This window comes from Streptomyces sp. NPDC046859 (genome assembly GCF_040645135.1).
Taxonomy (GTDB): domain Bacteria; phylum Actinomycetota; class Actinomycetes; order Streptomycetales; family Streptomycetaceae; genus Streptomyces.
Genome location: NZ_JBEYXR010000011.1, coordinates 203,645 through 228,065 on the forward strand (window position 1 = coordinate 203,645; position 24,421 = coordinate 228,065).

At 70.5% G+C, this 24,421-nt stretch carries 14 protein-coding genes; 4 read left to right on the forward strand and 10 right to left on the reverse strand.

Annotated features, from left to right (window positions below; translation table 11 throughout):
* Positions 1–55: 55 nt before the first annotated feature.
* Together ABZ899_RS18985 and ABZ899_RS18990 are read right to left on the reverse strand one after the other, a co-directional pair.
* On the reverse strand, positions 56–2,104 hold the full coding sequence (locus ABZ899_RS18985; protein ID WP_361347190.1) for an SUKH-4 family immunity protein: 2,049 nt from the start codon (positions 2,102–2,104) through the stop codon (positions 56–58).
* A gap of 124 nt (positions 2,105–2,228) precedes the next feature.
* Positions 2,229–6,800, reverse strand: coding sequence for a toxin glutamine deamidase domain-containing protein (locus ABZ899_RS18990; RefSeq protein WP_361347193.1), 4,572 nt, complete (start codon positions 6,798–6,800; stop codon positions 2,229–2,231).
* 408 nt (positions 6,801–7,208) lie between these two features.
* Here ABZ899_RS18990 and ABZ899_RS18995 point away from each other — a divergent pair, with 408 nt between their 5' ends.
* Positions 7,209–7,586 carry a hypothetical protein gene (locus ABZ899_RS18995; RefSeq protein ID WP_361347196.1) on the forward strand — a complete coding sequence of 126 codons (378 nt, stop codon included), beginning with the start codon at positions 7,209–7,211 and terminating at the stop codon, positions 7,584–7,586.
* Positions 7,587–7,824: 238 nt separating this feature from the next.
* Entirely contained in the window at positions 7,825–8,250 is a 426-nt protein-coding gene (locus tag ABZ899_RS19000) for a hypothetical protein (RefSeq protein WP_361347199.1), read from the forward strand.
* Positions 8,251–8,353: 103 nt separating this feature from the next.
* Here the strand turns inward: ABZ899_RS19000 and ABZ899_RS19005 are convergent, their stop codons facing one another.
* The 8 genes from ABZ899_RS19005 to eccCa form a co-directional block, all read right to left on the reverse strand.
* Complete coding sequence (locus ABZ899_RS19005) at positions 8,354–10,432, reverse strand: SUKH-4 family immunity protein (RefSeq protein ID WP_361347202.1); 2,079 nt, start codon at positions 10,430–10,432, stop codon at positions 8,354–8,356.
* Positions 10,433–10,514: 82 nt separating this feature from the next.
* Positions 10,515–12,494, reverse strand: coding sequence for an SUKH-4 family immunity protein (locus ABZ899_RS19010; RefSeq protein WP_361347205.1), 1,980 nt, complete (start codon positions 12,492–12,494; stop codon positions 10,515–10,517).
* A gap of 246 nt (positions 12,495–12,740) precedes the next feature.
* Complete coding sequence (locus ABZ899_RS19015) at positions 12,741–13,448, reverse strand: SUKH-4 family immunity protein (RefSeq protein WP_361347207.1); 708 nt, start codon at positions 13,446–13,448, stop codon at positions 12,741–12,743.
* A gap of 46 nt (positions 13,449–13,494) precedes the next feature.
* Entirely contained in the window at positions 13,495–14,823 is a 1,329-nt protein-coding gene (locus tag ABZ899_RS19020; RefSeq protein ID WP_361347210.1) for an SUKH-4 family immunity protein, read from the reverse strand.
* 83 nt (positions 14,824–14,906) lie between these two features.
* Positions 14,907–16,874 carry an ATP-binding protein gene (locus tag ABZ899_RS19025; RefSeq protein WP_361347212.1) on the reverse strand — a complete coding sequence of 656 codons (1,968 nt, stop codon included), beginning with the start codon at positions 16,872–16,874 and terminating at the stop codon, positions 14,907–14,909.
* A gap of 216 nt (positions 16,875–17,090) precedes the next feature.
* On the reverse strand, positions 17,091–17,405 hold the full coding sequence (locus tag ABZ899_RS19030; protein WP_361347215.1) for a DUF397 domain-containing protein: 315 nt from the start codon (positions 17,403–17,405) through the stop codon (positions 17,091–17,093).
* A gap of 132 nt (positions 17,406–17,537) precedes the next feature.
* Positions 17,538–17,924, reverse strand: a complete 387-nt coding sequence (locus ABZ899_RS19035) for a hypothetical protein (RefSeq protein WP_361347218.1) — start codon at positions 17,922–17,924, stop codon at positions 17,538–17,540.
* 155 nt (positions 17,925–18,079) lie between these two features.
* Entirely contained in the window at positions 18,080–22,024 is a 3,945-nt protein-coding gene (gene eccCa / locus ABZ899_RS19040) for a type VII secretion protein EccCa (protein ID WP_361347220.1), read from the reverse strand.
* A 266-nt stretch (positions 22,025–22,290) separates the two neighbouring features.
* Between eccCa and eccD the strand changes: the two genes are divergently transcribed.
* Together eccD and rpsO are read left to right on the forward strand one after the other, a co-directional pair.
* Positions 22,291–23,748: a type VII secretion integral membrane protein EccD gene (gene eccD, locus ABZ899_RS19045; RefSeq protein ID WP_361347223.1), complete on the forward strand. Its 1,458-nt coding sequence runs from the start codon at positions 22,291–22,293 to the stop codon at positions 23,746–23,748.
* Between the two features lie 197 nt (positions 23,749–23,945).
* Positions 23,946–24,233: a 30S ribosomal protein S15 gene (gene rpsO / locus ABZ899_RS19050; RefSeq protein WP_030046008.1), complete on the forward strand. Its 288-nt coding sequence runs from the start codon at positions 23,946–23,948 to the stop codon at positions 24,231–24,233.
* The last annotated feature ends 188 nt before the right edge of the window (positions 24,234–24,421 follow it).

Here is a 24,421-nt window from a genome sequence, read left to right on the forward strand (position 1 = left end):
CGTCATTCGCGCCAGGCCCGCACTTGCCGCCTGCGATCGACCCCCGATCCTCCCGTCAGACTCGGTCTTCGAAGTTGTAGTCCTCGAAGACTCTCTGCCACCCCTGTGTCCGATAGGCATCGGGGTCGATGAGATCCAGCCAGTGACGTACGTCCGACTCCGTGTCCTCGATCGACCAGTCGGAGGCGAACCACCAGTAGTAGAGGCGGACCATGGCGACGAACTGACTGAGGCTGCTACCGGCGAGCGCGTCCTCGATCCCGGACGAACCGTCTTGCAGCACCCTCCCGTCGCGACCGTCGAGGAGCAGACGCGCACCTTGCCACCAGCCGAGCGAGTAGTACGCGGGTTCCTGCTCGGTCGGCTCGGCGACGGGGCGAAGGCCCGTGTGCGTGAGGCCGGTGGTGTCGAGTTCGAGGAAGCCCGCGACGCAGGGAAAGCCGACCGAGGAGAGGAACTGGCGCGCGCCGGCGTCCGAGAGGGCGGACGGCAGAGTCTCCTGCGGGAAGCGCTTGACCGCCGTAACGTCCCAGAGGTCCGTCAGCCAATCGGTCGTGGGGGCCAGGGCCGCGGCCGGCAGATCCGCCGGAGCGAGAGTCGTTCCGGTGCCCACCAGCCGCTTGAGGAGACCGGAGGCGGCCTCCCGCCCTGCGCCCTGATTGATCTCGACCACGAACACTCCGTCCGTGGAGGCCAGAGCAAGGTGATCTCCCAGGCGTACGCCTCGACGAACGTACTCGGGCATGCGAGGGAGATCCACTGCGCCGTCCGCGGCTCCGGCAGGCCGCCAACCTTGAGGCCCCTGATCCGCTGACGTCGTACCCGGCGGGCTCGTGGCCTCGCCGGGCTCGGGGCGTGATGCGCCCGTGGCCAGATCCCAGGTGCCGATGTGGTCGCGGCGGGTGCGGGCTGTGAGCACGTCACCGGACGGGGTGTGCACGATCCGGAGAGTCCGGACGATCGGCCGCTTGACCAGGGCGTCCGTACGGAACGCGCCGGCACCGGCACCTTGGGCCCAGAGCGTCCGCCACGGCAGGGCCACGGGCCCGGCCTCCGCAAGGAGCCGATCGGCGGCCGCTCTCTCCGTCGATCCGGCCTGCATCAAGGTCAGATGCAACAAGGCCAGCCACTCACCCTGGGACGAAGGCTGCCCACCACGGCGTGCCAGGTAGTGGAGACGGGCCGCCGCAGTGCCCTGCGTGATGGGCTGCCCATGGAAGGCGGCCTCGAACGCCTCGAAGAGCGTCGCGAATCCGGCCCTGGCGACTGCCTCGGTGTCCTCGAGGAATGCCTCGAATCGGTCGGCTGCGGCGGCGTGACCGGCCAGGGCGCGCTCGGCGTACCAGCGCGTGGCGTCGGAAGCGTCTGCGGCCGACAGAGTGGTGACGATGCGCGCGTGGCAGGACGTGGCCTCGTCGGCGGGCATCTGCGCACGCAAGTGCCGGGCGGCTGCTTCCTGCTTGAGGGAGACCAGCGGAGTGCCGGTCCCGTCGTCGGTCCGGTGGATCCACTCCGTGGCCGCCGCATCGCCGAGCAGGGAGTTGAGCTCGGCCTCGGGCATGTCCCGGCCCAGAGCCGAACAGAGACCGGACCATACGGTGAGGGGAACGAAACGGTGCTCGGCCAAGGCCAGCGCGCGAAGGGCAGACGACAGGGGCGCCTCGTCGTCCGGTGCGGGGAAGGCGGGCCCGGGCTCGAAGCCGCCTTCCAGCGTCAGTTGGCGTCCCCGCCACTCGGCGACCCTGCTCGGACCGTCGTCGACCTCGACCAGCAAGCGCATCCGCAGGCCGCGCCGGTGGTGCTCGATCAGCGCGCGTGCCACCTGACCGAGCACACGTTCCGGTTCACGCGAGGTACGCAGCCGGCCGGCCCACTGCGTGTTGGCGAGGATGATCACGGGGTCGTCGGTGATCCGACCGGCGACGGTGGCGAAGTTGCCCTTGAACGAGTCCGTGGCGGGGACGCCAAGGGCTGCCGCCACGTCCCGGGCCACCTCCTCCGCGGACCTGTCGGCGCAGTCGACGTACACCGCGGCAGGGTGGCGGGCGACGACTTCGCGCAGCAGCGCCGTTCTGCCGCTGCCCGCCCGCCCGCCGATCCACATCCAGGCGCTGGTGTCGCGAGGTCGATCGATCCACCGCAGCGCGCGGTTCAGTGCGAGTTCCGGTGTGATCGCGTCCGGGTTCGGGTTAGTACTCATGGCTCAGGTCTTTCCTGCCGTCATATCCCTATGCGGGGCTCTTGGGCGTGGGCAAGGCATAAGCCTTGAGAATATCTGCGACCTTGTTCAGGTGGTCCTGGAAGTCGGCTTCCATCGCCTGGGCCGCATTGTGGATGCCCTCGCGTGGATCGCTGAACGGTTCGACCTGTGCGCCCTTTCGGTAGCCCGTGGCGTACGTCGTCCCCATCTGTTCCGGTAGGTAAGCCCGAATATAGCCTCCGCAGTCTGCGTGCCCCTTCGACTCGGAAGGATGGCCACACGGCTCTCGCTCCGTGTACAGGTGCGTGGGAACGAGCGGCTGCTGGCCTTCGGCGGCGCGGTCCTCATTGAGGCGCTCGATCCACCCGCCCAAATGCGGTTCAGAGTGATCGGGTCGCGGCCCGGCGTGGCTGAACGAACTGTCGGCCACGTAGTGCGTCTGCTGGGTCTCCGGGTCGTACACCTCCATGACGGCGAAGTTGCGTCCCGAGAAATTAGGCTTCATATCCGCGGTGGCGTCGACGATCTGATCGGCAACGCTCGCGCCGTATGTCTCGTCAAGGTGGTGCCGAGTGCGCTGCGCCGGGCTGGCCGAGGCCGCGTTGGAGCCGCCCACTTCGGAGAAGGGCTTACCGTTCGCGGCCGCGACAGCGGCCCTTGAATCCTTGAATTTCTCGTCGTCGTTGCCCGGGAAGTTCGTCTGCCGCTTCTCGTCGCGTTGCCGGTGCGCCTCTCGTGCTTCCTGGGCTTCTTCCGACTCCGACCAGTGGTAGGCAGACTGGTCGTCGCCACGTCGGTACGGGCTGGCGCCGACCCCCTGGTTCATGTGGAAATCGTTGCTCAGGCGTGCCAGAACACCCACCGCGGCGGCCTGTTGCCCTCGGCTCAGGTCGTCGAAGCCAGGGATGCGATCCGCGAGTTCGTCACGGCGCCAGGTCCTACCGTCCTGGCTCCCCTCAAGCAGGTCGCGCAAGCCGGCATTGTCGTTGTTCGCGAAATCCCGAAGGGTGTCGTAGACCGGGTCCAGGTCGATCTGCCGGATGTCCCGGTGCTCCCGGAAGTCTCTTTGCGCCTGGTCCCCAGCGACGCCGTAGTGCAGGTGCTCGGGTGGCTGGTCTCCCTCGAACGGTGTGGAGCCCAGTCGCTCCGGGTCCTTTCCGGTCGAGTCACCGGTGTTGTCGCCCTCGTCGTCCTCGGAATCCTCGGTTTCATCTGGCGTTCCGGCTGGTTCTTCCGGGGCTCCAGCGGGTTCGTCGGGAGCCCTGCGGTCGGCGCTGGTGGACGGGGGAGCCTCGGAGGACGGCCGTTGCGTATCCGTAGCGTCGGCGGCACGGTCGTCGGGTGTGACCGGCTGGCGGTTCGAGTCCAGGGGGATCGCGAAGACGCCGTGGTCGCCGCTGTGGAGCGGGTTCCGGCTCTGCTGGCCCGTCTGGGCGTCGATGTAGGTGATCTGGCCGTTGTGGTTGACGGCGTTCCACGCGTGGGCGCGGCCGTTGGCGTCCTGCGTGATGATGACGGCCTGGGAGCCGTGGCCGCTGTCGCGGAGGGTGTTCTCCAGGCGATTGAAGGCCTCGCGGCCGTTGCCCATGTCGCTGAAGCGGGCGCCGAGCGTGTTCTCGATGCGGTCGCGGCCACCCCTCTCGCCGCGGTCCGAAGGGTTGCCGTCCGCGTCCAGGTCGGGGGTACGGGCGCCGGCAGCCGTGGGGTTGCCCGCGTAGGTGTCGACCGTGGACAGCGCCGTGTCGACACAGTTGTTGCTCCGGCCCGGCGCGTCCGGGCTCTCGCCGTTGATGCGCTGCACCCAGGGGCCGTCGGCCGGGTCCGGCGGCCTCGTCGGGTCGCCGTTCTCATCTCGGGGAACCGAGTTCTCCAGGGCGTCCTGTTCGGCCCGGGTGGGGTCGGTCACGCCACCCGGGGGGTTCGTGTTGCGCGTCTCCGAGGCCGGGGTCGGGACGTCCCTCGGCTTCGGGTTGTCGGGGGTGCTCTGGCGGTCGGGCGTGGTCGGGCCTGAATCCGGGTTGTTGTGGGGTGCGGAGGGGGTGGGCTGTCCGCTCGGCGTGGTGGTCACGTGGTGGATCGGGACCGGCGTGACCTGCGGCTGCTGGTGGTGGTTCGGGGTGCTCGCCGGGGGCTGCTGGGTGTGCGGCTGCGGCTGGGCGCCGGGCTGGTTCGGCGTGCTGCCCGCGGGCTGCTGGGGCGGACGGGACGGGGTGCCGGTGCCCGGCTGGTTCGCCGTACCGGGCGTTCCCTGAGACGTCGGGTTGTGCGTGGTGGGCCCCGGTGACGTCGACGGGGAGTGGCCAGTGCTGCCGCCCGGTGTCGGCGTGGACGGCGACGTGGTGGGCCTGCTCGAGGCAGGCGGCGTCGACTGGGCGGGGTTCTGGCCCGGCGTGGGGGTACGGCTGCTGCCGGGCTGGTCCGGGGTGCTGCGCGGAGGGGTGCTGTCGCCCCGAGGGGTCGTGCTCGGGTTGCCGGGGGTGGTCGTGCGGGGCGGCGTACGGTCGCCGCGGTCGTTCGCCGTCGTACCGGGGTTGTTACGGGAAGCCGAGTTGTCGCCCGGTGTCGTACTGGCGTTGTTGCGGGGCGTTGAGGTGTCGCTCGGCCTCGCACCGGGGGTGTTCCGGGACGTCGAGTCGCCCGGCGCCGTACTCGGGTTGGTGCGGGACGGCGTGCCGTCGTTCGGTGTCGGCGTGGTCGAGCGGGGCCGGGACGTGTTGCCGTCCCCGGGGGTGGTGGGGTTGCCGGGGGTGGTGCCGCGCGGCGCGGTGCGGTCGCCGGGTGGCGTGCTCGGGGCGTTTCGTGGTGTGGTGCCGGCGTCTCCCGTGGGAGTGCCTCCGGGGCGCTGCGCCGGTATTCGGTTGTCGGGCGTGCCCGGCGTACGGCTGTCCCCGGTTCCGGGAACGCGGCCGTCCGCAGTGGGCGTGCTCCGAGGCACCGTGGGGCCGGTGGTGCGGGGGGTGGAGGCTGGTCCCGTCCCGGCGGTGGGCGCAGTGCCGGGTGTGCTGGCGGAGGGATTCCTCGCCGGACCCGAGTTGGCGTGCGGGCTCGTGGGGGACGCACTGCCGCCCGACGGCCCGCCCGAACTGTGGCCCGTGGCAGGAGCCGTGCCGGCCGGGGCGGCTGCCGTGGGAGACGTCGGGATGCCCGAGCCACCGTCCGGACGGCCTCCGGAGCCGGTCGGGGAGGCGTCGCCGGCCGTCGGCGTCGGCGCGGCGTTGGACTGCGTGGGTGTGCTGGCCGCAAGGCTGTCGATCTGAGTGCCGATCGAGCCGCCCGTCGGCGAGGACGAGGGACTGCTGGACGACGCGTGCGTGGGCGCGGACTGCGGCGACGGGGACGACAGTCCGGATACGGGGGAGCCACCGCCGGTGTGGGACGGGCCCGACGTGCTCGGCGTGCCGGAGGAGCCGGTGGGGCTGTCGGAGCCGATGGGCGAGCGGCTGCCCGGCGAGGGGTCGTCGAAGTCGGACAGGGACGAGTCCGACGGCGCCTGTGTCGGCCGCGAGAACGGCGTGTCCGACGTGGACGGACCGCTGGAGTCCGAACCCGGCCCGGAACCGGAGTCGGGGCCCAGACCCACATTGGGTCCGCCGATGTTGTTGCCGCCGGTGTCGGCGGATATGCCGTTGCCTATGTTCGTGCCGGGCAGGTTGGTGCCGTTGCCCGAACGCGTGGTCGTCGATGAGTCCGACCCGTTCGCATCCGAGGTGGAACTGCCGGAGTTACTGTCCGAGTTCGATGACGGGGAGTTGGAGGACGGGGAGTCGGAGGACGAGGACGACCTGGAGCTGCTGTCCGAGCCGGGGTCGCTGCCGACGTCGCCGTCCGGCAGCCCCGACGTCCCGTCGTAGCCATCGATGCGGCTGTCGATCGCATGGCGGGCCCGGCTGCCGGCCTTCTGGCCCAGGCTGTCGCGGACGCCCTCGGCGAACGTCTGCGGGCTCTGCTTGAGCGCGTCCAGCCCCGCCGTACCACCGGCCTTGAGGGTGGCACCGACGTCGTAGCCCTCCTGAGCGCCGAAGCCGACGTTCACCGTCTGGCGGACGAGGTCGGTGATGATCGCCTCGATCGCCGAGATGGCGGGTTCCTTCATCGTCTCCACGATCGCCTCGAGCAGCGCCTGCTTCAGCTCGTCGAGGAGGCGGCGGACGATGAGACGGGTGATCTGGGTGGCGCCGAGGCCGGCGACCTCGGACAGGCCGAAGGTGAAGGGCGCGGCGGCGTGCGCGGCGATGATCTCGATGACCAGGGCGATCAGCTGGGCGATGACCGCCCATTTGGCGAACTCGACGAGGTAGGCGCACGCCTCCAGCACGTTTGCGATGAGAAATGCGGCCTCGGCGGCGTTGCGGAGGTAACCGTCCCCGCCGCCACCACCGTCGAACTTCTCGTACGTCTTGACGAACTTGTCGATCGACTCACCGGCGTTATGTGCGGTGACCTGACGGGCGGCGCCGTTCGCCGTGCCGTGCAGCTCGTTGACCTTCTCGCCGAACTGCCGCCACACCTCGGCACAGTCTCTGAGCTTGTCCTCGTCCGCTGTGGGCCATCGGTAGCCCAGCATCTCGAGCACCCACTCGAGTTCGTCCGGCAGCATCATCGACACAGCAGAAAGCACCCCCGTCAGACCGAACGGCCGTACAACTCCCTCACCCGTCCAGGGAAATCACACAGGAGTACAGCCGTCCGCAAAGTTTACGGAATCACCGTCGAACCGACTCAGGGTGGTGCTGTCACAAGTCCGTTTCAGGACGGAGCCGTTGGCGGGACCACTCGGCCGGAGTCGCCGCGATTCCATGCCGAACGCAACACACCCTTCCCTGAAGGCCGCCTGCTCTTGGGGCGATCGGCGGTCCACCGGCCCCCCTCACCGCCCCTCAGCAAGACCGCGCCTGAACAGCCAGGCTGACGTCGGCCGTTAAGCGCCACTCGACGGCCGTCTGCGCTCCCGCTCACGGGACTCGCCCGCCCTTCGCGCACGGCCCGGCGGGCGCTACGCTGCCTGCACATGACGACGCGTGATGGGGAACAAATGCTGGCGGAACGCGGCGCGGACAGTCTGGTGCGGGACGACGTGGAGGAACCGCGGGCGCATCCTCAGAGGCCATCGGAGCCGAGCACGCCGAGCGAGCGCTCGCAGCAGGCACGGAGCGCTCGGGGCGGCCTCATGGCCATAGGAGCGCTGGTCGCGGTGGCATGCCTTTTCGCGATCGTCGGACGGCTGAACGGCGGTACGGAGGCCGGAGCCTGGACCGTGGCCTACGCGATAGGCCTCGCCTCCGCCACCCCCGGTGTGGAACTGGCCCGGCGCGGACGCACCCGCTGGGCCCTCATGGCGACCATCGTGGGCGCGGTCGGCGCGACGCTGGGCAACGCGCTGCCCTGATCGCATCGCCGAGCGGCCTGTCGTCCTGGGCGGGTCGGTGGGTGCCGCTGTTCGGCGCCGTGGGACAGCTGTGTCCGCATGTGAGGCTGTTGTGGAGGGCCGTACGGCTGCTTGCGGCGGCGGCCGTACGGTTGGGGTGGCCACCGCGGCAGCCATGCGGTCCCCCGGAACCTCCCGCACGAGATCACGAGATACTGCGGGGGCCGACGAGCGGACCGGAACAGCGAGGAGATGCGACATGGCACGGCAGCCCGACAACTCATCGAACCCGCAGGGCGCGTCGCCCGAGCGCGGTGTGCTCGACGAGGCACTCGAACCCGAGCAGATCAAGTCCCTGAACTCCGCGCTGCGCAAGCTGTCGCAGACCGACAACGTGAGCAAGGACCTCCAGGAGGCCGCCAAGCGGATGCTGTCCGGCCGGCTGGCCCTGCGCGACGCCCTGGACGACCCTGCGTTCGCCCGGGCCTTCGGAAGCGGGGGGCTGGCGTCGCTGCGCGGCCAGTGGGAGTCACTGCCCGAGGAGGAGCGCGACCGTCTGCGGCACGGCGAGCCACTGCAGGGTGACACTGACGCCGCTCAGAAGGACACCCAGGGCAGGCCCGTGGAACCGGACGGCAAGAAGCCGGGCGGGGGCCGGCACAGTGGGGGCTTCTCGCTGTACTGACGGTTTCGTGTGGCCGTTCCCGCCCGTCGCCGCCGCGCACCGAACAACCAAGGTCATGGCCCGGCCAGCACGGACATCAGTCAGGCGGTCGATCGTAGTGCACTCATCCAGAAGGCGGTGCCCATGTAGTCGGCGTCGGCCAGCGTGGACTCCAGGTCGTCTCTGATCGCGCTGCGCTCGATACGGCTGCCCGCCGAAGCCAGCATGCAGCGGCCACGAGGTAGTGCTGAAGCCGGTCGATGAACGTGGTCAGGCTTCCGGCGATCACCACAGCGCTGGTGCTCTGCTCCCCGTCGTCATCGGGTTCGTCGGGTTCGTCGTCGAAGTAGTCATCGAAGTCGTCCTCTGTGCTGCTCCAGTCGCCCGCACCGAACACGACGACCTGTCCGGTTTCGCCGTGCAACGCCAGGTCGCCACCGCCCCACATGCCGATCCCGAAGCACGGACCAGATGCGCTGTCGTCCTGGAGGTCACCGGGGGAGAGCAGGGGAAGGCCCACCTCGTCCAGAGCCTCGATCCGGAGTGCGGCACCTTGAAAGGCGGGTAGTCCGACGTCCGTGAGGACGCGGCGTGCGTCGGTGTCCGTCACGCCGTCCGGCAGCCGGCTGTGGGGCAGACGACGTACGACACCCGGTTCGAAGAGGTCGGGGTCGTAGGAGCCTCGGGGCCGTGCTGGGCGGTGGTGCAGTGCGGGGAGGAAGCCGGAGTCGTCGAAAAGCGGCTCCCCGTGCACCTTGCTGATGCCCTCGCTCACGGACGGGTCGTGGACGTCGACCGCGAAGATGCCGCCGAGCCCCGTCACGACCAGGAGGTCGCCGACCCTCACGTGGTTCGATACGAAGGGGGGCGCCAAGGTTTCGAAGACGGTCAGATCGTCCCAGTCGGGTGTGACGTTGCGTTCAGCGTCGATGGGCCAGAGCTGCTCGCGCTGTCCTGGCGCGGGAAGTGCCTCCGGCCAGGGGCCGGCCAGCTCTTCGCCGGTCTCCGCGTCCCAGACTCGGTGCCGGGAGTCCCACTCGCCGGGAGCGGTAACGGCGGGGCGGCCGGGGAGGTAGTCCTCGGGGGCGACCACCGGGTCGCCCAGCGGCCCGGGTCGCACGTACGCGGCGCTCAGGGCACCCGGCGGCCGCCAGTGGGCCCAGCGCACCGTCCACGGCAGCGATTCACCGGACCCCGCGATCTCAGCGGCGGTCTCCGTATCGCCCCGCACCGTACTCATCACGTGCAGCCACGACGCCCATTCACCCTGGGAGAGTGAGCCGACCCCACACATCCACAGGTTGACGGCATCACCGGCCGGAGACGCCCCGCTGACGGCATACGAATCGTCGGCGTGAGCCGCGTCGATCAGGGCGACCTGATCGATCCGGGCGACGAGCCTGCCGGAACGCTGAACGGTGTCGAATTCGCCTGCCTGCACGGCGTGCATCGCCAGTCCCTGCGTCAGGTACTGGCCGGTCGACCCGTTCGCAGGCTGGTCGCGCAACCATGCGACCAGGTCCACATTCACCGCTCGTACGACCTCCGCAGTGGTGGTCCGACGCAGCGCCTCGGCGTGGCGCTCGTCGCGGAAACGGACCCAGACGTCGCCGTCCACCTCTATGAGGTCCTCGGAAGCTTCCAGCGCCGCGGCGACATTCAGAGGCCCGCCCACATGGGGCTCCAGAGCTTGTGCCAGGGCGGCCCAGACGGGCATCGGAGCACGACGGACCTCGGCCAGTGCGAGGGCACGCAACGCTTCGGTGTCCGCGCCGGTCGGCACCAGCCCCGGGGACTCGCCGGCAGGGTGCGGTCGCAGTGCCACGACCAGGTGATCGTGCGCCCGGCGGACATCCGGCAGGTCCCGTTCGACGACGACCTTGAGACGGCCCGCTACGGCCAGTTCGACGCTGAAGCGGTGCACCATGCGCTCGGGCTCGCCGGAGCGCCGAGTACGGCCCGCCCGGTGGGCGTTGACGATGATGACCAGTCCGTCTCCGAGCGGGGAGTCTTCGAGCTCGAATCCCCAGTCCGCCCGTTTCTCCGGGAGAGCGGCGCATCCTGCAGCGCTCATGACCCGTTCGATGACGTCCTCACACGTCAGCCCGGTCGCATCCACGACCACTGCCTCGTTGCGGGCTTCGCTCAGCCGCAGCAGCGTCTCCGTTCGCCCGGACCCAGGAGGGCCGGTCACCTCGGCCACGCTCTGGCTCCCGTCTTCCGGCCACTCCAGGAGCTCGGCCAGGGCTTGCTCAGGAGTCACGGGTGAGGGGGCGGGGATTGCTTCAGTCGTTGCCATAGAGGGCATACGTCCAGGCTTGGGAGGCTCCGCCGTCCTCGTCGATTGCGGTCAGCGAGTCCTCGATCTCGTCGCGGAGATCTTCGCGTTCCGTGCGACTCGACGCCATCGGCAGCAGGCAGCGCCCCAGCACGTAGTTCTGCAGCATGGTCACGAACTGTCCCAAGGTCGCGGCTGCCTGGGGGTCCGAGTCGTCCTCCTCGCCCTCTGCCGGGAGGCGGTGGACGGTGCCGCTGTCGCCATGGATGACGATGCGGCCGTCCAGCCATGTTCCTAGGAGGTAGTACGCGCCGCTGCCGTCATCCTCCCCCCATACATCTTCCGCCGTGAGTGCGGTGAGACCATCCTCGGCCACGGCCACGAGACTCATCTCGGCGCCGGTGAAGGCGGGCAGTCCCACTTCGCGGAGAATGTGCCGGGCGTCTTCGTCCCGAAGTCCTGGCGGCAGCTCCGTCGCCTCGAGTCGCTGTACCGCCTGAGGCTCGAAGAGCTCTTCGAGAACCGTACGATCGGGTTCCTCCCAAAAGTCCTGTGCGTTGTTGTCGACCAGCCCGAAATGGCCGAGCAGTGCGGATCCATAGGTTGGCTCCGGTTGCTTGAATGCGTCCGGTTCACCGGGCGCCACCATCACGACGCCACCGATCCCGGCCAGAACGACACCGTCGCCCACGGGCAAGACCTCGGTGAACTGGGGGGCGGCCAGACTGCTGCCGAATGCGTTCAACTCCGTCCAGCCCTGTGTGAGGCCATTGTCTTGGCCTCGCGGCCAGAGCGGCTCCGACTGCCCTGGCGCTGGAGTGCCGTCGCTCCACGGCCCGGCGATGAGGTCACCCGACTCGGCGTCCCACAGTCGTACCCGCCGGTCCCATCGGCCCTTGACCGCTACGGCGATACGTCCACCGGCCTCGACTTCGCCGATCTCCGTCACCGAGCCGCCACGCAGGTATCTCGCCCGCCATCCGTACGGAGGCCGCCAATGCGCCCAACGGGTGCGCCACGGCATAGCGATCCCTGAATGCTCCAGCGCCTGTGCAGCTTGCGCATCGCCGCGCACCGTGGCCATGAGGTGAAGCCACGCCGCCCATTCGGGCTGACTGACGGAACCGACCCCCGCCACCCACAGTGCGGCCGCATCACCGGCGAGGGTCTCGTTGGGAATCGCCGTGGCCCGCTGATTCGTCGCGTCGAGGAGCGCCGTAGGGGCGATATGCGCGACCAGGCGCCCGTCGCCGCTTACTTCATCAAGCCGTTCAGCTTGAAGGGCGTGGGCGGGAAGGGCGTGCGCCAGGTAGTGCCCTACCGGCCCGGTTGCTGCCCAGCCCTGGGAGGACGCCAACTGCTCGGCAAGGGACAGCAGTCGCGTCATCAGCCCTGTATGGATCAGGCGCAGGTCCGAGGCCGCTGTCTCCGCCCGGATCGCATCGACGATTCGCTCGTCCACGAAGCGGACCTGGCCCTCGACGGGTTCGACCAGGTCGGGCAGATCTTGGGCGAGGGCGTCCAGGGCGTCCTCATCGATAGGCTCACCGGTGACGGCCTGCACCAACGCCGACCACACCGGCAAGGGTGTCCACCGCAATTCCGCGAAGGCGAGCGCGCGCAGAGCAGGCCGGCTGCGCACGGCAACGAGGCCAGGCGGTGCGCTTGGCGACACGTGGAGCTGGAGGTTCAGCCAGTTCTGCGGAGCATGGTCCGCCTCCGGACCCGATTCGACGATCACCCTGGCCCCGGCATTCCTCACGAGCGGGTTCAGGACCTGCTTGAGGATACGGCTGGGCTGCATCGATCGGCGCGTACGTCCGGCCCGATGGGAGTTGGCAACAAGAAGGGGCCTTCCGCTCACTCCCGCCTGCTTGAGCTGCCACACCCAATCTACCCTCCGGGGCCATAGATCGGGCACACCGAACGCGTCGAGGATCTTCCACAGGATCTCCTCGGCGGTGAGCCCGGTGGCGTCCAGATACACGGGGTCGGGCAGTGCATCGCGTAGACGCACGAGGACCCCGGTCTTGCCGGAACCGGCAGCCCCGAAGACCTCGACCGATCGCTCAGGGCCACGCTCCTGCCACCATGACTGAATCCTGGACACACATTGGTTGGCGGACCATGAGGATCCTGTGGGCTCCGAAGCCATGACGTCCTTTCGAAGTGCCCCCGGCCGCGACGGGGTGGGTGCCAGCCGTGAACCCAGCCGTGTCGCCGTACCGACACCCTATTCGGTGCCCCAGAAGTCCAGATCTCCCTCGAAGACCTGCTCCCATTGATCCGCGTCCTCCGTCGCCGGGTCGATGTCATCCGCCCATTGCCGCAGACCGCGACGGGCGGCTATGTGTTCGGCGGGGGTGTGGAGCGAGCCGGTCAAGAGTGCGTGGTACGGGCGCACAAGAATGCGGAACTGACGCAGTCCCGTGGCCAAGGTCCAGGAGTCGTATCCAGTGGTGTAGTCGTGGACGACCGCACCGAACCTCCTGATCAGTCGTTGTAGAGGGTAGGTCCAGATCTGGGCTTGGGAGCCGGCCTTGTCGATGATCCAGACGGCGTCTTCGAGGTGCTGGCGGAAGAGGTGTTCTTCGTCCTGGTTCTCGATGGTGTTGAGGATGCGGTGGCCGGTGATCCACCAGGTGACCATGGCGAGGAAGCGGTCGAGGTCGGTGGCGACGAGGTAGTCGTCGAGTCCGCTTTCGTTGGTGCTGCGGGGCATGCGCAGGATGTGGCCGGTGGGGCCGTCGATGACGAGTTCGGCGCCCGGCCAGAGGCCGATCTGGAAGAACGGGCCGGTCTCCGCCGGGGGGCCAGGCCCTCGGTCCAGGCCGTTCCCACGGTGCCTCTTCTTCGGCGCACCATCACCCCACCGGTTACGCACCCGCGCGACCACCTGGTCCGGAGCGAGACGTTCAGCGGCCGGAGCCGAGTCGGACACGCGCCCCCCACCATCCACCATCAACCGACAACCGACCGCCCGACCGTCAGAACAGCCCGTGCCACATCTGCTCGACCACCAGCGACCACCACGCGTCCGGGTCCGTCAGCGCCGACGCGTCCACCGCCACCAACTGTTCCTGCAGCGCGGCCACTTCGGCGCCCGCCGCCACCGGGTCCAGGCCCCGCATCCGCTGCCGTGCCGTCGCGAGGAGGGCCAGAGAACGGGCGAACGCGGCTGTCGAGACGTTGACGTAGCGGGCCGCCGCCGTGACCGGGTCCACCGCCCAGAGCGCGCCCAGGCCGTCCGGCTGGCCACTGCCGGGCAGGCACTGCACCGCGATGACCGCGACCCCGTCGAAGCCGATGCGGACCAGGTAGGACAGGGCGGCGATCTTCTCCTCGCCGGCCGGGCTGCGCCGCTCGCGCAGGTTGGTCGAGACGTCCGTGAACAAACCCCCGGCCGGGGGCGCGTCGGGCCGGTCGGCCGTGAAGAAGAGCGGGAGGTCGGCGGGCAACCCCGCCGAGGTCAGCGACGACGCGGCGGTCTCCGGGAGAGCGGTGCCCGCGACCTCGTCGGCGGCGTAACGGCGTACGCCCTCCCCGCCGAACACCTCGACGAGATGACGGCCGAGCTCCTCGTCGGACATCGGCGCGGCGGGCGTCACCTGCGTCGGCACCGGCACGCGGTGCGGGCGGGGCGGCGGCTGCTGGCCGGCGATCCGGTGCGTCGTCTCGACCTGCTCGACCAGCGCCGCGATGCCCTCGGCCCGCGTCTCGGCACGGGCACCGTATGTCTGGGAGCAGGACAGCTGGGCGTTGCGGAAGGTGTTGAGGAGCTCGGCGGTGTAGCCGCCGGGCAGCAGGCTGGGGCGCAGGTCGGTGTGGACGGCGACCACGTTCTCGACGGGCACCTGCATGCGCCGCAGCTCGGACCACGCCTGGTACTCGGCGGGGGGCTGCCCCGGGGCGGAGGTGCGGAAGAGGGTGGTCTCCTCACCGTTCGCGGGGTCGATGTACGTGAAGACGGCCGTGTTCCCGGGGCCGGTCACCGGGCGCTCACCACCACGGGAGGCACCGGCGGCGCCCGCACCCCCGTGCTTCTCCCGGTACATCCGCACGACCTCCTCGACCGGCACCGACGGCCAGACCGTCAGTTCGCCGGTACGGCGGTCCACGACGCCGCACGCGTCACCGATCTCGGCGGGCGGCCGCCGCTCCCCGGTCTCCGGGTCGCGCTCGGGCGCCGCGGGTGCCGCCCATACGACCCAGCCCAGGTCGAACTCCTGCATCCGGACCTCGCGGCGCGGCTCCGTCGACCCTTCCGGGTTGAGCCAACGGTCGGCGACGGCGAGCGCCTGCTCCTGGCTGGTCACGGGGAGGCTCCTTCGATCGGTCTGTTCGGTGCTGGGGGAGAGGAAGGACGGGCTGGGCCAGGCTCGTCGGTCGTACGTCGTGCCTACGAGGCTATCTCCGCGCCGGCCGCCCGGATCCTGAGGGCCTTCGCCCCCCGCTCCGTTGCCACGAGCAGGATGCCGTCGGGGGACAGGTCGGCGGCCGTGAAGGGCGTGTCCGAGATCAGCGCGGCCACCACCTCCTGGTCCGCCCGGTTCCAGACCCGCAGATAGTCCCCGCCACGGCTCAGACCGAGCGGCGCGGCGGCCCGTTCCTCCTCGGACGGGCGCACGATCCGGTCGAGGTCGACGTCGTCCAGGAGACCGGGCCGGACCAGGCCATGGACGAGTACGGAGGCCCCGGGCTCCTCGCCATCCGTGCCGGCGCCGACGGGCCGCGCCCCCGGTGTGCCCGGCGGCACGACCAGGACGGCGACCGGCGTGGCGGCAGCCCCCTTCGCGCCGGGCAGACGGCCCACCGTCACCGCGCTGACACCGGCCACCGGCAGGCTCCACAGCGTCTGCCAGGGCAGTTCCAGACCGAGCCGCTCGCGAATGGCCTCGGCGTACTCGGGCAGCCCGTCCTCGACGAACGCCGTCTCCAGGAAGGCGGCCCGCAGCTCGGCGGGCGCCTGCGTGCGGGTCAGCAGGGGAGCCGTCCGCAGATACGTCCGGGCCGGCGCGCCCAACTGCTCTAGGGGTACGGCCTCGACGGCGGCCCGCAGCGGCACCGGATCGGCGTGCACGAACAAGCCCGGGTCGGTCAGGAGTTGGGGCAACAGCCCCGCCTGCAGCGTATGGCCGGCGATGTGGTCGCGGACGTACGGGTCGGCCTTGCCCCAGTCCTGCTCCGGCACGGCCTCCAGCAGGGACATCGCGATCTGCGTCTGGGCGGCGGCGACGCTCGGCAGCCCGGCCCGGATCTCCTCGGCGAGCGCCGGATGCAGCAGCCGCAGCAGCGTGCGCCCCCCGTCCGCTCCGTCGCTCTCCGCACCCTCCTCCGATTCGGCCGGCACCTCCTCCGGCTGCACGAACGGCCCGGCCAGCAGCATGCCGCCCGCGATGGCCGGGCTCATGTCGTGCCCGGCGACGGCGCTCGCCAGCCGTGACCAGAGCTGGACGGGTATCCCGTCCGCCTCGGCCAGCGCGAGCGGCGCCAGCAGCAGCCGCAGCGTCTGCGAGTCGGTGCCGAGCCGCCTGGCGTGCAGGTCGAGGGCCGCGCCGACCGACGTCGGCAGGAACCGTTCGTCGGCCGGGTCGAAGCCCTCCGGCGCCATGAGGACGCAGTTGACGGTGAGTTGGACGACCAGGGGACTGCCGGCCCGCCGCCCGATCGCCGCCCCCAGCGCGAGACGGGCGGCCGGATCCACGGTGAACGGCAGCTCCGGTGCGCCGAACTCCGGGTTCAGCGCGGCCTGTGCGTACCGCACCAGGAGGTCCGGGTCGGCCCACTCCGGTGCGTCGAGGTCGATGATCTGCGCGGTGCCCGGCGGCAGCCCGTCCACCAGCTCGGCGGCGAGCGGGCGGGGCACCTCGGCCATCAGCCGTACGGTCTCGGTGGCGGCCAGCGGGGCCAGCACCTCCCTCACGAGCCGGGCCGGTTCGTCGGCGGCCCGTACCGGACCCGCCCGGTCCACGTCCGGGACGACGACGGTCACCGGCTGCGCCAGCGCGGCCAGTTCGGCGTAGACACCCTCGACGCCGGTGGCCCTCAGCTCGAAGTGGTCGGCGATCAGCCACAGGACCTGGGCCGCGGTCAGCCCCTCGGCGCTCGGCACTGCGGGCGCGGGAAGCTCCGGCGGCACCGTCGACGGGTCCATCGCGTCCAGCGGCAGCTGCTTGCGGTACTCCGGCTCGCACAGCATGAGGAACCCGGTGAGCAGTCGCGAACGCCCGCTGCCCGCATCCCCGGTGAGCACTACCACGCGCGGAGCGCCTGGCGCCGCCGCCCGCCACGCGGCGAGCGCGCGCAACGCCGCCGTACGGCCGCCTATGTGGGGGTGCGGTGCGTAGTCCTCGGTCGAGCCGGTCATGGGTCCCCGTCCTCCGCCGTCGCGGACGCAATCGATATGGCCCCGATCTTAGGGCGCCCGGCAGGCGCCGAACACGACGGTGGGCGATGCGAACGGCACGACCGCGCCCCCGAGGGCACCGCCGCCCCCGTAGCCGAGCCAGCCCGCTACGCGCCCGCTCCGCCGCACCCCGGGGACACAGGCCCCCGCCCCGCCCCCCGCAGCCGAACCGCGCCGCTACGCGCCCGTCTCGCCGCCCCCCGGCGCCGGCTCCAGGTCGAACTCGCCGTCGCGCGCGCCCAGGACGAACGCCTCCCACTCCGCCTCGGTGTAGCGCAGCACGGTGCCGGGGTCCAGGGAGGACCGCATGGCGACCGCGCCGTTCGGCAGGTGGGCGATCTCCACGCGCTCCTCGTCCTGCTCGGTGCCGGGCGCGCAGTGCCACTCGACGCCGGAGATGTCGAGGGCGTACAACTCGTCCCGCTCCCGCTCCTTGCGCGCCTTGGTGTCCTCGGCCGCGGTCCCGGCCTCGTTGGTGCGTGCCTCGGTCATGCCGCTGGGCCTCTTCCTGACGTGCGAACGACGTACGGCTCTCACCCTACTGACGCCAGAGGTCCCCCACAGGGCGGTCGCGCACTCGTCCCCCGGGCGGGTGGTCCGCCGCGAACGGCGGGAGGTCGGTGGTCAGTTCGACGGCCGGGTGTGCAGCTGTCCCTGCGCCACCCCCGACGGCACCTTCACCTGGCCGTCGTAGTCGGCCATCGTGTCGCGCCAGATGGCGTCCTGCTCGGCCTCGTTCTTCTCGTGGGCCAGGCCCATCTTGGTGAAGGCGACGCCCATCCCGGCGACGCGTTCCGCGAGGCTGCCCATCGACTCGTACATGCCGTCGCGCAGGCCCTCGTAGACGACGCCGAACTTCTCGCCGATGTCGTCGTCGCCCCAGGGCGGGGTGTCGCCCTTCTCCAGCGCGGTCAGCCCCGTCTGGAGCTCCTTCACGGCCTTGGCGAAGTCCACGCCGACGCTGAACATCGTGTAGCCCTCGCTCTTGAGGACCGCGGGATCGGAGTCCATGTAGTCCGATGACACAACTGCCCCCCGTGGCTCGGCATTTCTGTCCCACCGCCACCATAACCGGGGCACCGGCCACAGACCCAGCCCCCTGGGACGGCGGAGGGGCGGCACCCTGCTCGGGTACCGCCCCACAGAAAAGGCCGACAGCGCCCGGCTCAGAACCGGTTCGGCAGCCACCCCGTCTGGATCAGCTGCCCACCACGCCTGCGGGTGTGGAAGTAGCCACGTCCCGGCGGCAGCTGGGTCGCCGTGATGTTGCCGAGGAGCGCGCCCTCGGACCGGTCGCCGGAGAGCACGACGCCCTGGGCGCCGAGCTCCCGCATCCGCTGCATCACCGGCTCGTAGAGGGACCGGCTGGCGCCGCCCGACGCCCGCGCGATGATCACGCGCAGACCGATGTCACGGGCGAACGGCAGGTACTCCAGCAGCGGTGCCAGCGGGTTCACGCCGGTCGCCACCAGGTCGTAGTCGTCGACGATGACGAACGCGTCCGGGCTGCTGTACCAGCTGCGGTTGCGCAGCTGCTCGGGCGTGACGTCCGGGCCGGGCATCCGGCGGTGCATCGAACCGGCCAGACCCTCCAGCGTCTCCGTCAGGGCCGGCGCCGCCGCGCAGTAGCGCGACAGATGCGACTCGGGCACGCCCTCCAGGTGGGCGCGCCGGTAGTCACCCATGACGATCTTCGCCTGCTCCGGCGTGTACCGCTCGGTGATCTGCTTGATGAGCAGCCGCAGCATCGCGGACTTACCGGACTCGCTCTCACCGAACACGATGAACAGCGGGTCGGTCTCGAAGTCGACGAAGACCGGCGACAGCGACGACTCGTCGATGCCGATGGCGACACCGCGGTCCGGGTGCTCGAAGCCCTTGGGCAGCCGGTCCGCCGGCATCATCGTGGGCAGCAGGCGCACCGCCGGGGCGTGGCTGCCCTGCCAGTTGTCGTTGATGCCCCGGAGCAGGATGGACGTGGCCTCGGACAGGTCCTCCGTCTCCGAGGAGCCGTCGACACGGGGCAGACCCGCCATGAAGTGCAGCTTGTCCTGGGTCAGACCGCGGCCCGGCACGGTGGCCGGGACGTTCTGCGCGACCTTGCGGTCGATCTCGGACTCGGTCGGGTCACCGAGCCGCAGCTCGATGCGGTTCTGCAGCATGTCCTTGAGCGCGGGCCGGACCTCGGTGTACCGGCTCGCGGTGAGGACGACATGCACGCCGAAGCCGAGGCCGCGTGTCGCGATCTCGGTGACGGACGACTCCAGCTGCTCGTAGTCCGTCTTGAACGTGGCCCAGCCGTCGATGACCAGGAACACGTCGCCCCAGGGCTGGTCGGGCAGCAGGCCCGACGCCCGGCGCTGACGGAACGTGGAGATCGAGTCGACGTTGTGGGCGCGGAAGTACTCCTCGCGCGCGTTGAGGATGCCCTCGACCTCGCTGACCGTACGGCGCACCTTCTCGGCGTCCAGCCGGTTGGCGACGCCGCCGACGTGCGCCAGCTCCTCCATCGAGATCAGACCGCCACCGCCGAAGTCCAGGCAGTAGAACTGCACTTCGGACGGCGTGTGGGTGAGCGCGAACGACGAGATCAGCGTGCGCAGCAGGGTCGACTTGCCGGACTGCGGGCCACCCACGAACAGGCCGTGACCGGCACCGCCGGAGAAGTCCCGGTACAGCACGTCACGCCGCTGCTCGAACGGCTTGTCGACCAGGCCGACCGGCACGTTCAGCCGGCCCAGAGCCGTGTAGTCGGGGGCGGTCAGACCGCGTTCCTGGGTGACGGCGAGCTGCGGGAGCAACTGCTCCAGCGACGGCGCCTCCTCCAGCGGGGGCAGCCACACCTGGTGGGCGGGCGGACCCTGGTTGACCATGCGGCTGACCAGGACGTCGAGGACGGTGTCGGCCAGCGCGTCGTCCACGCGGTTGTCGGGCTCCGGCTCCTCCACGACCGGCTGCGGGGGCAGCGCCACCTGCTCCGCCGTGAACAGCGCGGGCCGCAGCTGCGTCGAACGGCTCACCCGCGACGGACCCTCGCCGTGGTACGGCCCGGACACGTACGCGGCCTTGAAGCGGACCATCGTGTCGGTGTCGTAGCGCAGGTAGCCGGAGCCGGGGATCGACGGCAGGTGGTAGGCGTCCGGCACACCGATCGCCGTACGGGACTCGGCGGCGGAGAACGTCCGCAGACCGATCCGGTACGACAGATAGGTGTCCAGACCGCGGAGCTTGCCCTCCTCCAGGCGCTGCGACGCCAGCAGCAGGTGGATGCCCAGCGACCGGCCGATACGGCCGATCTGGATGAACATGTCGATGAAGTCGGGCTTGGCGGTGAGGAGTTCGGAGAACTCGTCGAGCACGATCACCAGCGAGGCCAGCGGCTCCAGGGCGGCACCCGCGGCCCGGGCCTTCTCGTAGTCGTGCAGGTTGGCGTAGTTGCCCGCCGAGCGCAGCAGCTCCTGGCGGCGCTGCGTCTCACCCATGATCGAGTCGCGCATGCGGTCGACCAGGGTGAGGTCGTCGGCCAGGTTGGTGATGACGGCCGCGGTGTGCGGCATGTCCGCCATGCCGGCGAAGGTCGCGCCGCCCTTGAAGTCCGCGAGGATGAAGTTCAGCGTCTCCGAGGAGTGCGTGACCGCGAGACCGAGCACCAGCGTGCGCAGCACCTCGGACTTGCCGGAACCGGTGGCGCCGACACACAGGCCGTGCGGGCCCATGCCCTCCTGGGAGGCCTCCTTGAGGTCGAGCATGACCGGCTCGCCGTTCTCCCCGACGCCGATCGGCACCCGCAGCCGCTCGTGCAGGGTGCGCGGCCGCCAGGTGCGCGAGACGTCGACCGTACCGGCGTCGCCGATGCCCATCAGGTCGGTGAAGTCCAGGTTGGACAGCAGCGGTTCGCCCTCCTCCGCCGAGCCAACCCGGAACGGGGCGAGCTGGCGGGCCAGGGACTCGGCCTGCGCCACGTTGAGGATGTCCGGCCTGCCGCTGTACGCGGACTCGTGGCCGACGAACAGCCGCATCCGCTGCGGCTTCACGTACGCCGTGAGGCCGGCCCGCAGCTCCTCCTCCAGCTCGCCGGGGGCGATCTCCAGGAAGGTGACGCCCTGCAGTCCCTCGCTGCTGGCCAGCTCGGAGTCCGGGGGCACGGTGCCGCCGTCGAGGATGACGACCAGGTGCGGCTGGTCGTAGACGGGGTTCGCCTCGCGGTTCCAGCGCGGCCGGTCGCCCAGTTGGTCCGCCAGCGACTCCTCCAGCTCACCCAGGTCGTCGAAGAGAAGCCGGGCCGAACCGGCGCCGTCCTTGGCCTTCGGGTGCTGGCTGTGTGGCAGCCACTTGATCCAGTCCCACTCCTCCACCGAGGACGGATGCGCCACGACGGCGATCATCATGTCCTCGGGGGAGTGCAGCGTCGCCAACTGGGCCAGGGCCGCGCGGGCGTTGCCGTAGACCGTCTCGGTCTCGCCGCAGATCGTCACGTGGTAGAAGGCGCGCAGCGAGATCGCGACGGGCAGGTCGGACAGGCTGCCGTGCGCGTCCAGGAACGCCTTCATGGCCGCCGCCGTCAGCGGCTCCAGCTCCTCCTTCGGCGCCGTCTCGGGCGCCACCAGCGGGGTGTTGAGCTGCTGGACACCCCGGCCGACGCGCACGGAGGCGAAGTCGCCGTCGGTCGGGCGCCGTTCCCACAGCCGCCTGCTGTCGGCCGCCACCGCCCACAGCTGCTCCGGGTCGGGATGCTGGAACAGCTGGCTCTGCCGCTGGAGTTCGGCGGTCTTGTGCACGTCCTTGCGGACCTGCTCCAGGTAGCGGAAGTAGTCACGCCGGTCCTGCGCCATGCCCGCGCCGCCGCCCTGCCGCGACTTGGCGAACTGGGCTATGGCCATGGCCACCGTCGAGGCCAGCATCAGACCACCGACCACCCTCATGTACGAGGGCAGGTTGGGCATGAAGAAGAAGCCGACCGAACCCAGCATGCCCATCATGGGCAGCAGGTTCATCAGCATGCTCTCGTCGCCCTCGCGCGGAATCTCGGGCGGCGTCTCGAGTTTGACCTCGCCGTCCGGGACGGCCGGGGGCACTGTCCGCGGTGGTCGCTTGATGATGACGACGCTCACCGATGCACTCATCCTTCGCGATTGATACGTCCTGGCATTGACGCCCCCGTGTACCGCGACGTTCTTTTCGCGTAGGCGTCGTTCGCGTAGGCGTCGATCCTACTGATGCGGGCAGGACGCCAGGGAGCCAGGAGGATGGAGATGCGGCGCAAATCCTGGGAGGAATGCGGGAGGTAGCTCCTGAGGCAGGTGCCCCAACGGATAGGGTGGCCAACCGCGTCGTACGAGCGACGCGAAGAAGCCTTGTCTAGCAGGGGGAACACCAGGTGAGCACGGGGACTTCGACAGGTTTCTGCCGAATCACCATCGCGGCACCGGACAGCCGTGTCGACGTCGCGCTGCCCGAGGACCTGCCGATCCAGGACCTCTTTCCCGAGATCGTGAGGCTCTCGGGCCTGGTCCAGTCGGACACCAGCCCCTCGGGTTACCACCTCGTCACCCGCGAGGGGCAGGTGCTCGACGCCAGCCGTTCGTTGCTGGAGCACCGGGTCAGGGACGGCGAGGTGCTGCTGCTGCGCACCTTCGCGGACTCGCTGCCGCCGGCCGTGCACGACGACGTGGTCGACGCCATCGCCGCCGCCGTCAAGCAGGACCTGCGCAGCTGGAACGACAACCTGATGCGGCTCGCCGGTCTCGTCGCCGGGTCCCTGCTGCTGGTCATGCTCGGCTTCGTGTTCTGGTTCGCCGACCCGGTCCGGCACGACATGCACGGACTGCAGGGCATCCTCGCCGGAGTCACCGCGCTCGCCCTGACCGCCCTCGCCGGCGTCCGGGCCCGCGTCTACGACGACCGCGGCTCCGCCGTCGCCCTCGGCATCTCGGCGCTGCCGCACGCGCTGATCGCCGGCTCCGGCGTCATCCCGCAGGACGCGGGAGACGGCCCCGGACGCGTCCAGTTCCTGGTCGGCTGCGTCGCCGTACTCCTGTTCTCCGTCGTCCTGATCATGCTGCTGCCGCAGGGCGACGCCCCGTTCGTGGCCGCCGCGCTCGCCTCCGCGATCGGCACCCTCGCCGTGTTCTGCGGTGTGCTCACCGAGGCCGAGCCCCGCGAGATCGCCGCCGGCACCGCCGTCGTCGCCCTCGCCGTCGTCGGCTTCCTGCCCGGCTGGTCGGCCCGCTTCGCCAAGCTCCCCATCGGCTTCCGCAACCCCGAGGACCTGGCCCGCGCCCGCCGCGAGGGCCGCGACGGCGACCTGGAGGCCGTCGACGTCCAGCGCATCGTCGCCCAGACCAGCCGCGGCCACGAGCTCCTGCTCGGCCTGGTCGGCGGCTGCGCCGCGGTCATCGTCGGCTCGGCCGGCGCCGTGCTCGGCTTCAGCGCCAGCGGCTGGGCCCAGCTGCTCGCCCTGTGCACCGGCCTGGCCGCCATGCTGCGCGCCCGGCTCTTCCGCTACACCGCACAGGTCACCTGCCTGTTCGTGGCCGGCGTCGTCACCCTCGCCCTGCTGGTCCTCGGCCTCGCGATCTCCCCGCCGGCCGACATCATCATGGACCTGCTCCAGGGCAACTCCGGACCGGTCGACGTGCGCACCCTGTGGCTCGGCGCCTCCGTCGGCGCCGGTGTGCTGCTGCTCATCGCGATCGCCCTGATCGTCCCCCAGAAGGGGCTGTCCCCCTTCTGGGGCCGCATGCTCGACCTCGCCGACTCCCTGGTGCTGCTCTCCCTGGTGCCGATCTGCCTCGCCGTCCTCGACGTGTACGCCGAAGTCCGCGGCGGATTCTGACGCCGTTCCCACCGGGGCGGCCCCCGTCCGGGGGTGTGCCCCGGTGCTGGTACGCTGTGTGACGGCCGTTTGTGTACGCGCCCCCGGTCCACCTGGGGGCAGCGCCCAGCGGATCCCCGCCTCCCGAGTCACGGAAGCTCCCCTGAGATGCAGACCAGGGGCACTCGGTGGCAACAGAAGACACCCAAGGAGTACGCGTGCCGCTCGACGCCGCTACGAAGAAGCAGATCATCAGCGAGTTCGGCCAGAAGGAGGGCGACACCGGCTCCCCCGAGGTCCAGGTCGCCATGCTCTCCCGTCGGATCTCCGACCTGACCGAGCACCTCAAGACCCACAAGCACGACCACCACTCCCGTCGTGGTCTGCTGATCCTGGTCGGTCAGCGTCGCCGCCTTCTGCAGTACCTGGCCAAGAAGGACATCCAGCGCTTCCGTACGCTGGTCGACCGCCTCGGCATCCGCCGCGGTGCGGCGGGCGCCAAGTAGGACGCCATGAGGGGAGCGGTTCCCGTGAATCGGGGGCCGCTCCCTTTGCCGTACATGCGGGAAACCGCCCGCACGTGCGGAAACATGCGGACTGTCACTCACGCTTTGTAGTGTGGTAGCACAACGCATGACGTGGAACACGGAAACGAAGTGGTCCACCGACATGAGGAGAAGCGCGCCTAGCCGCC

Excerpts from the sequence above, each read along its gene's own strand:
- ABZ899_RS19000 (WP_361347199.1), top strand. The coding sequence starts at position 7,825 with ATGGCACGGCAGCCCGACAACTCATCGAACCCGCAGGGCGCGTCGCCC.
- ABZ899_RS19035 (WP_361347218.1), bottom strand. The coding sequence starts at position 17,924 with ATGGACTCCGATCCCGCGGTCCTCAAGAGCGAGGGCTACACGATGTTC.
- ABZ899_RS18985 (WP_361347190.1), bottom strand. The coding sequence starts at position 2,104 with ATGTGGATCGGCGGGCGGGCGGGCAGCGGCAGAACGGCGCTGCTGCGC.
- ABZ899_RS18990 (WP_361347193.1), bottom strand. The coding sequence starts at position 6,800 with ATGATGCTGCCGGACGAACTCGAGTGGGTGCTCGAGATGCTGGGCTAC.
- ABZ899_RS19025 (WP_361347212.1), bottom strand. The coding sequence starts at position 16,874 with ATGACCGGCTCGACCGAGGACTACGCACCGCACCCCCACATAGGCGGC.
- ABZ899_RS18995 (WP_361347196.1), top strand. The coding sequence starts at position 7,209 with ATGACGACGCGTGATGGGGAACAAATGCTGGCGGAACGCGGCGCGGAC.
- ABZ899_RS19030 (WP_361347215.1), bottom strand. The coding sequence starts at position 17,405 with ATGACCGAGGCACGCACCAACGAGGCCGGGACCGCGGCCGAGGACACC.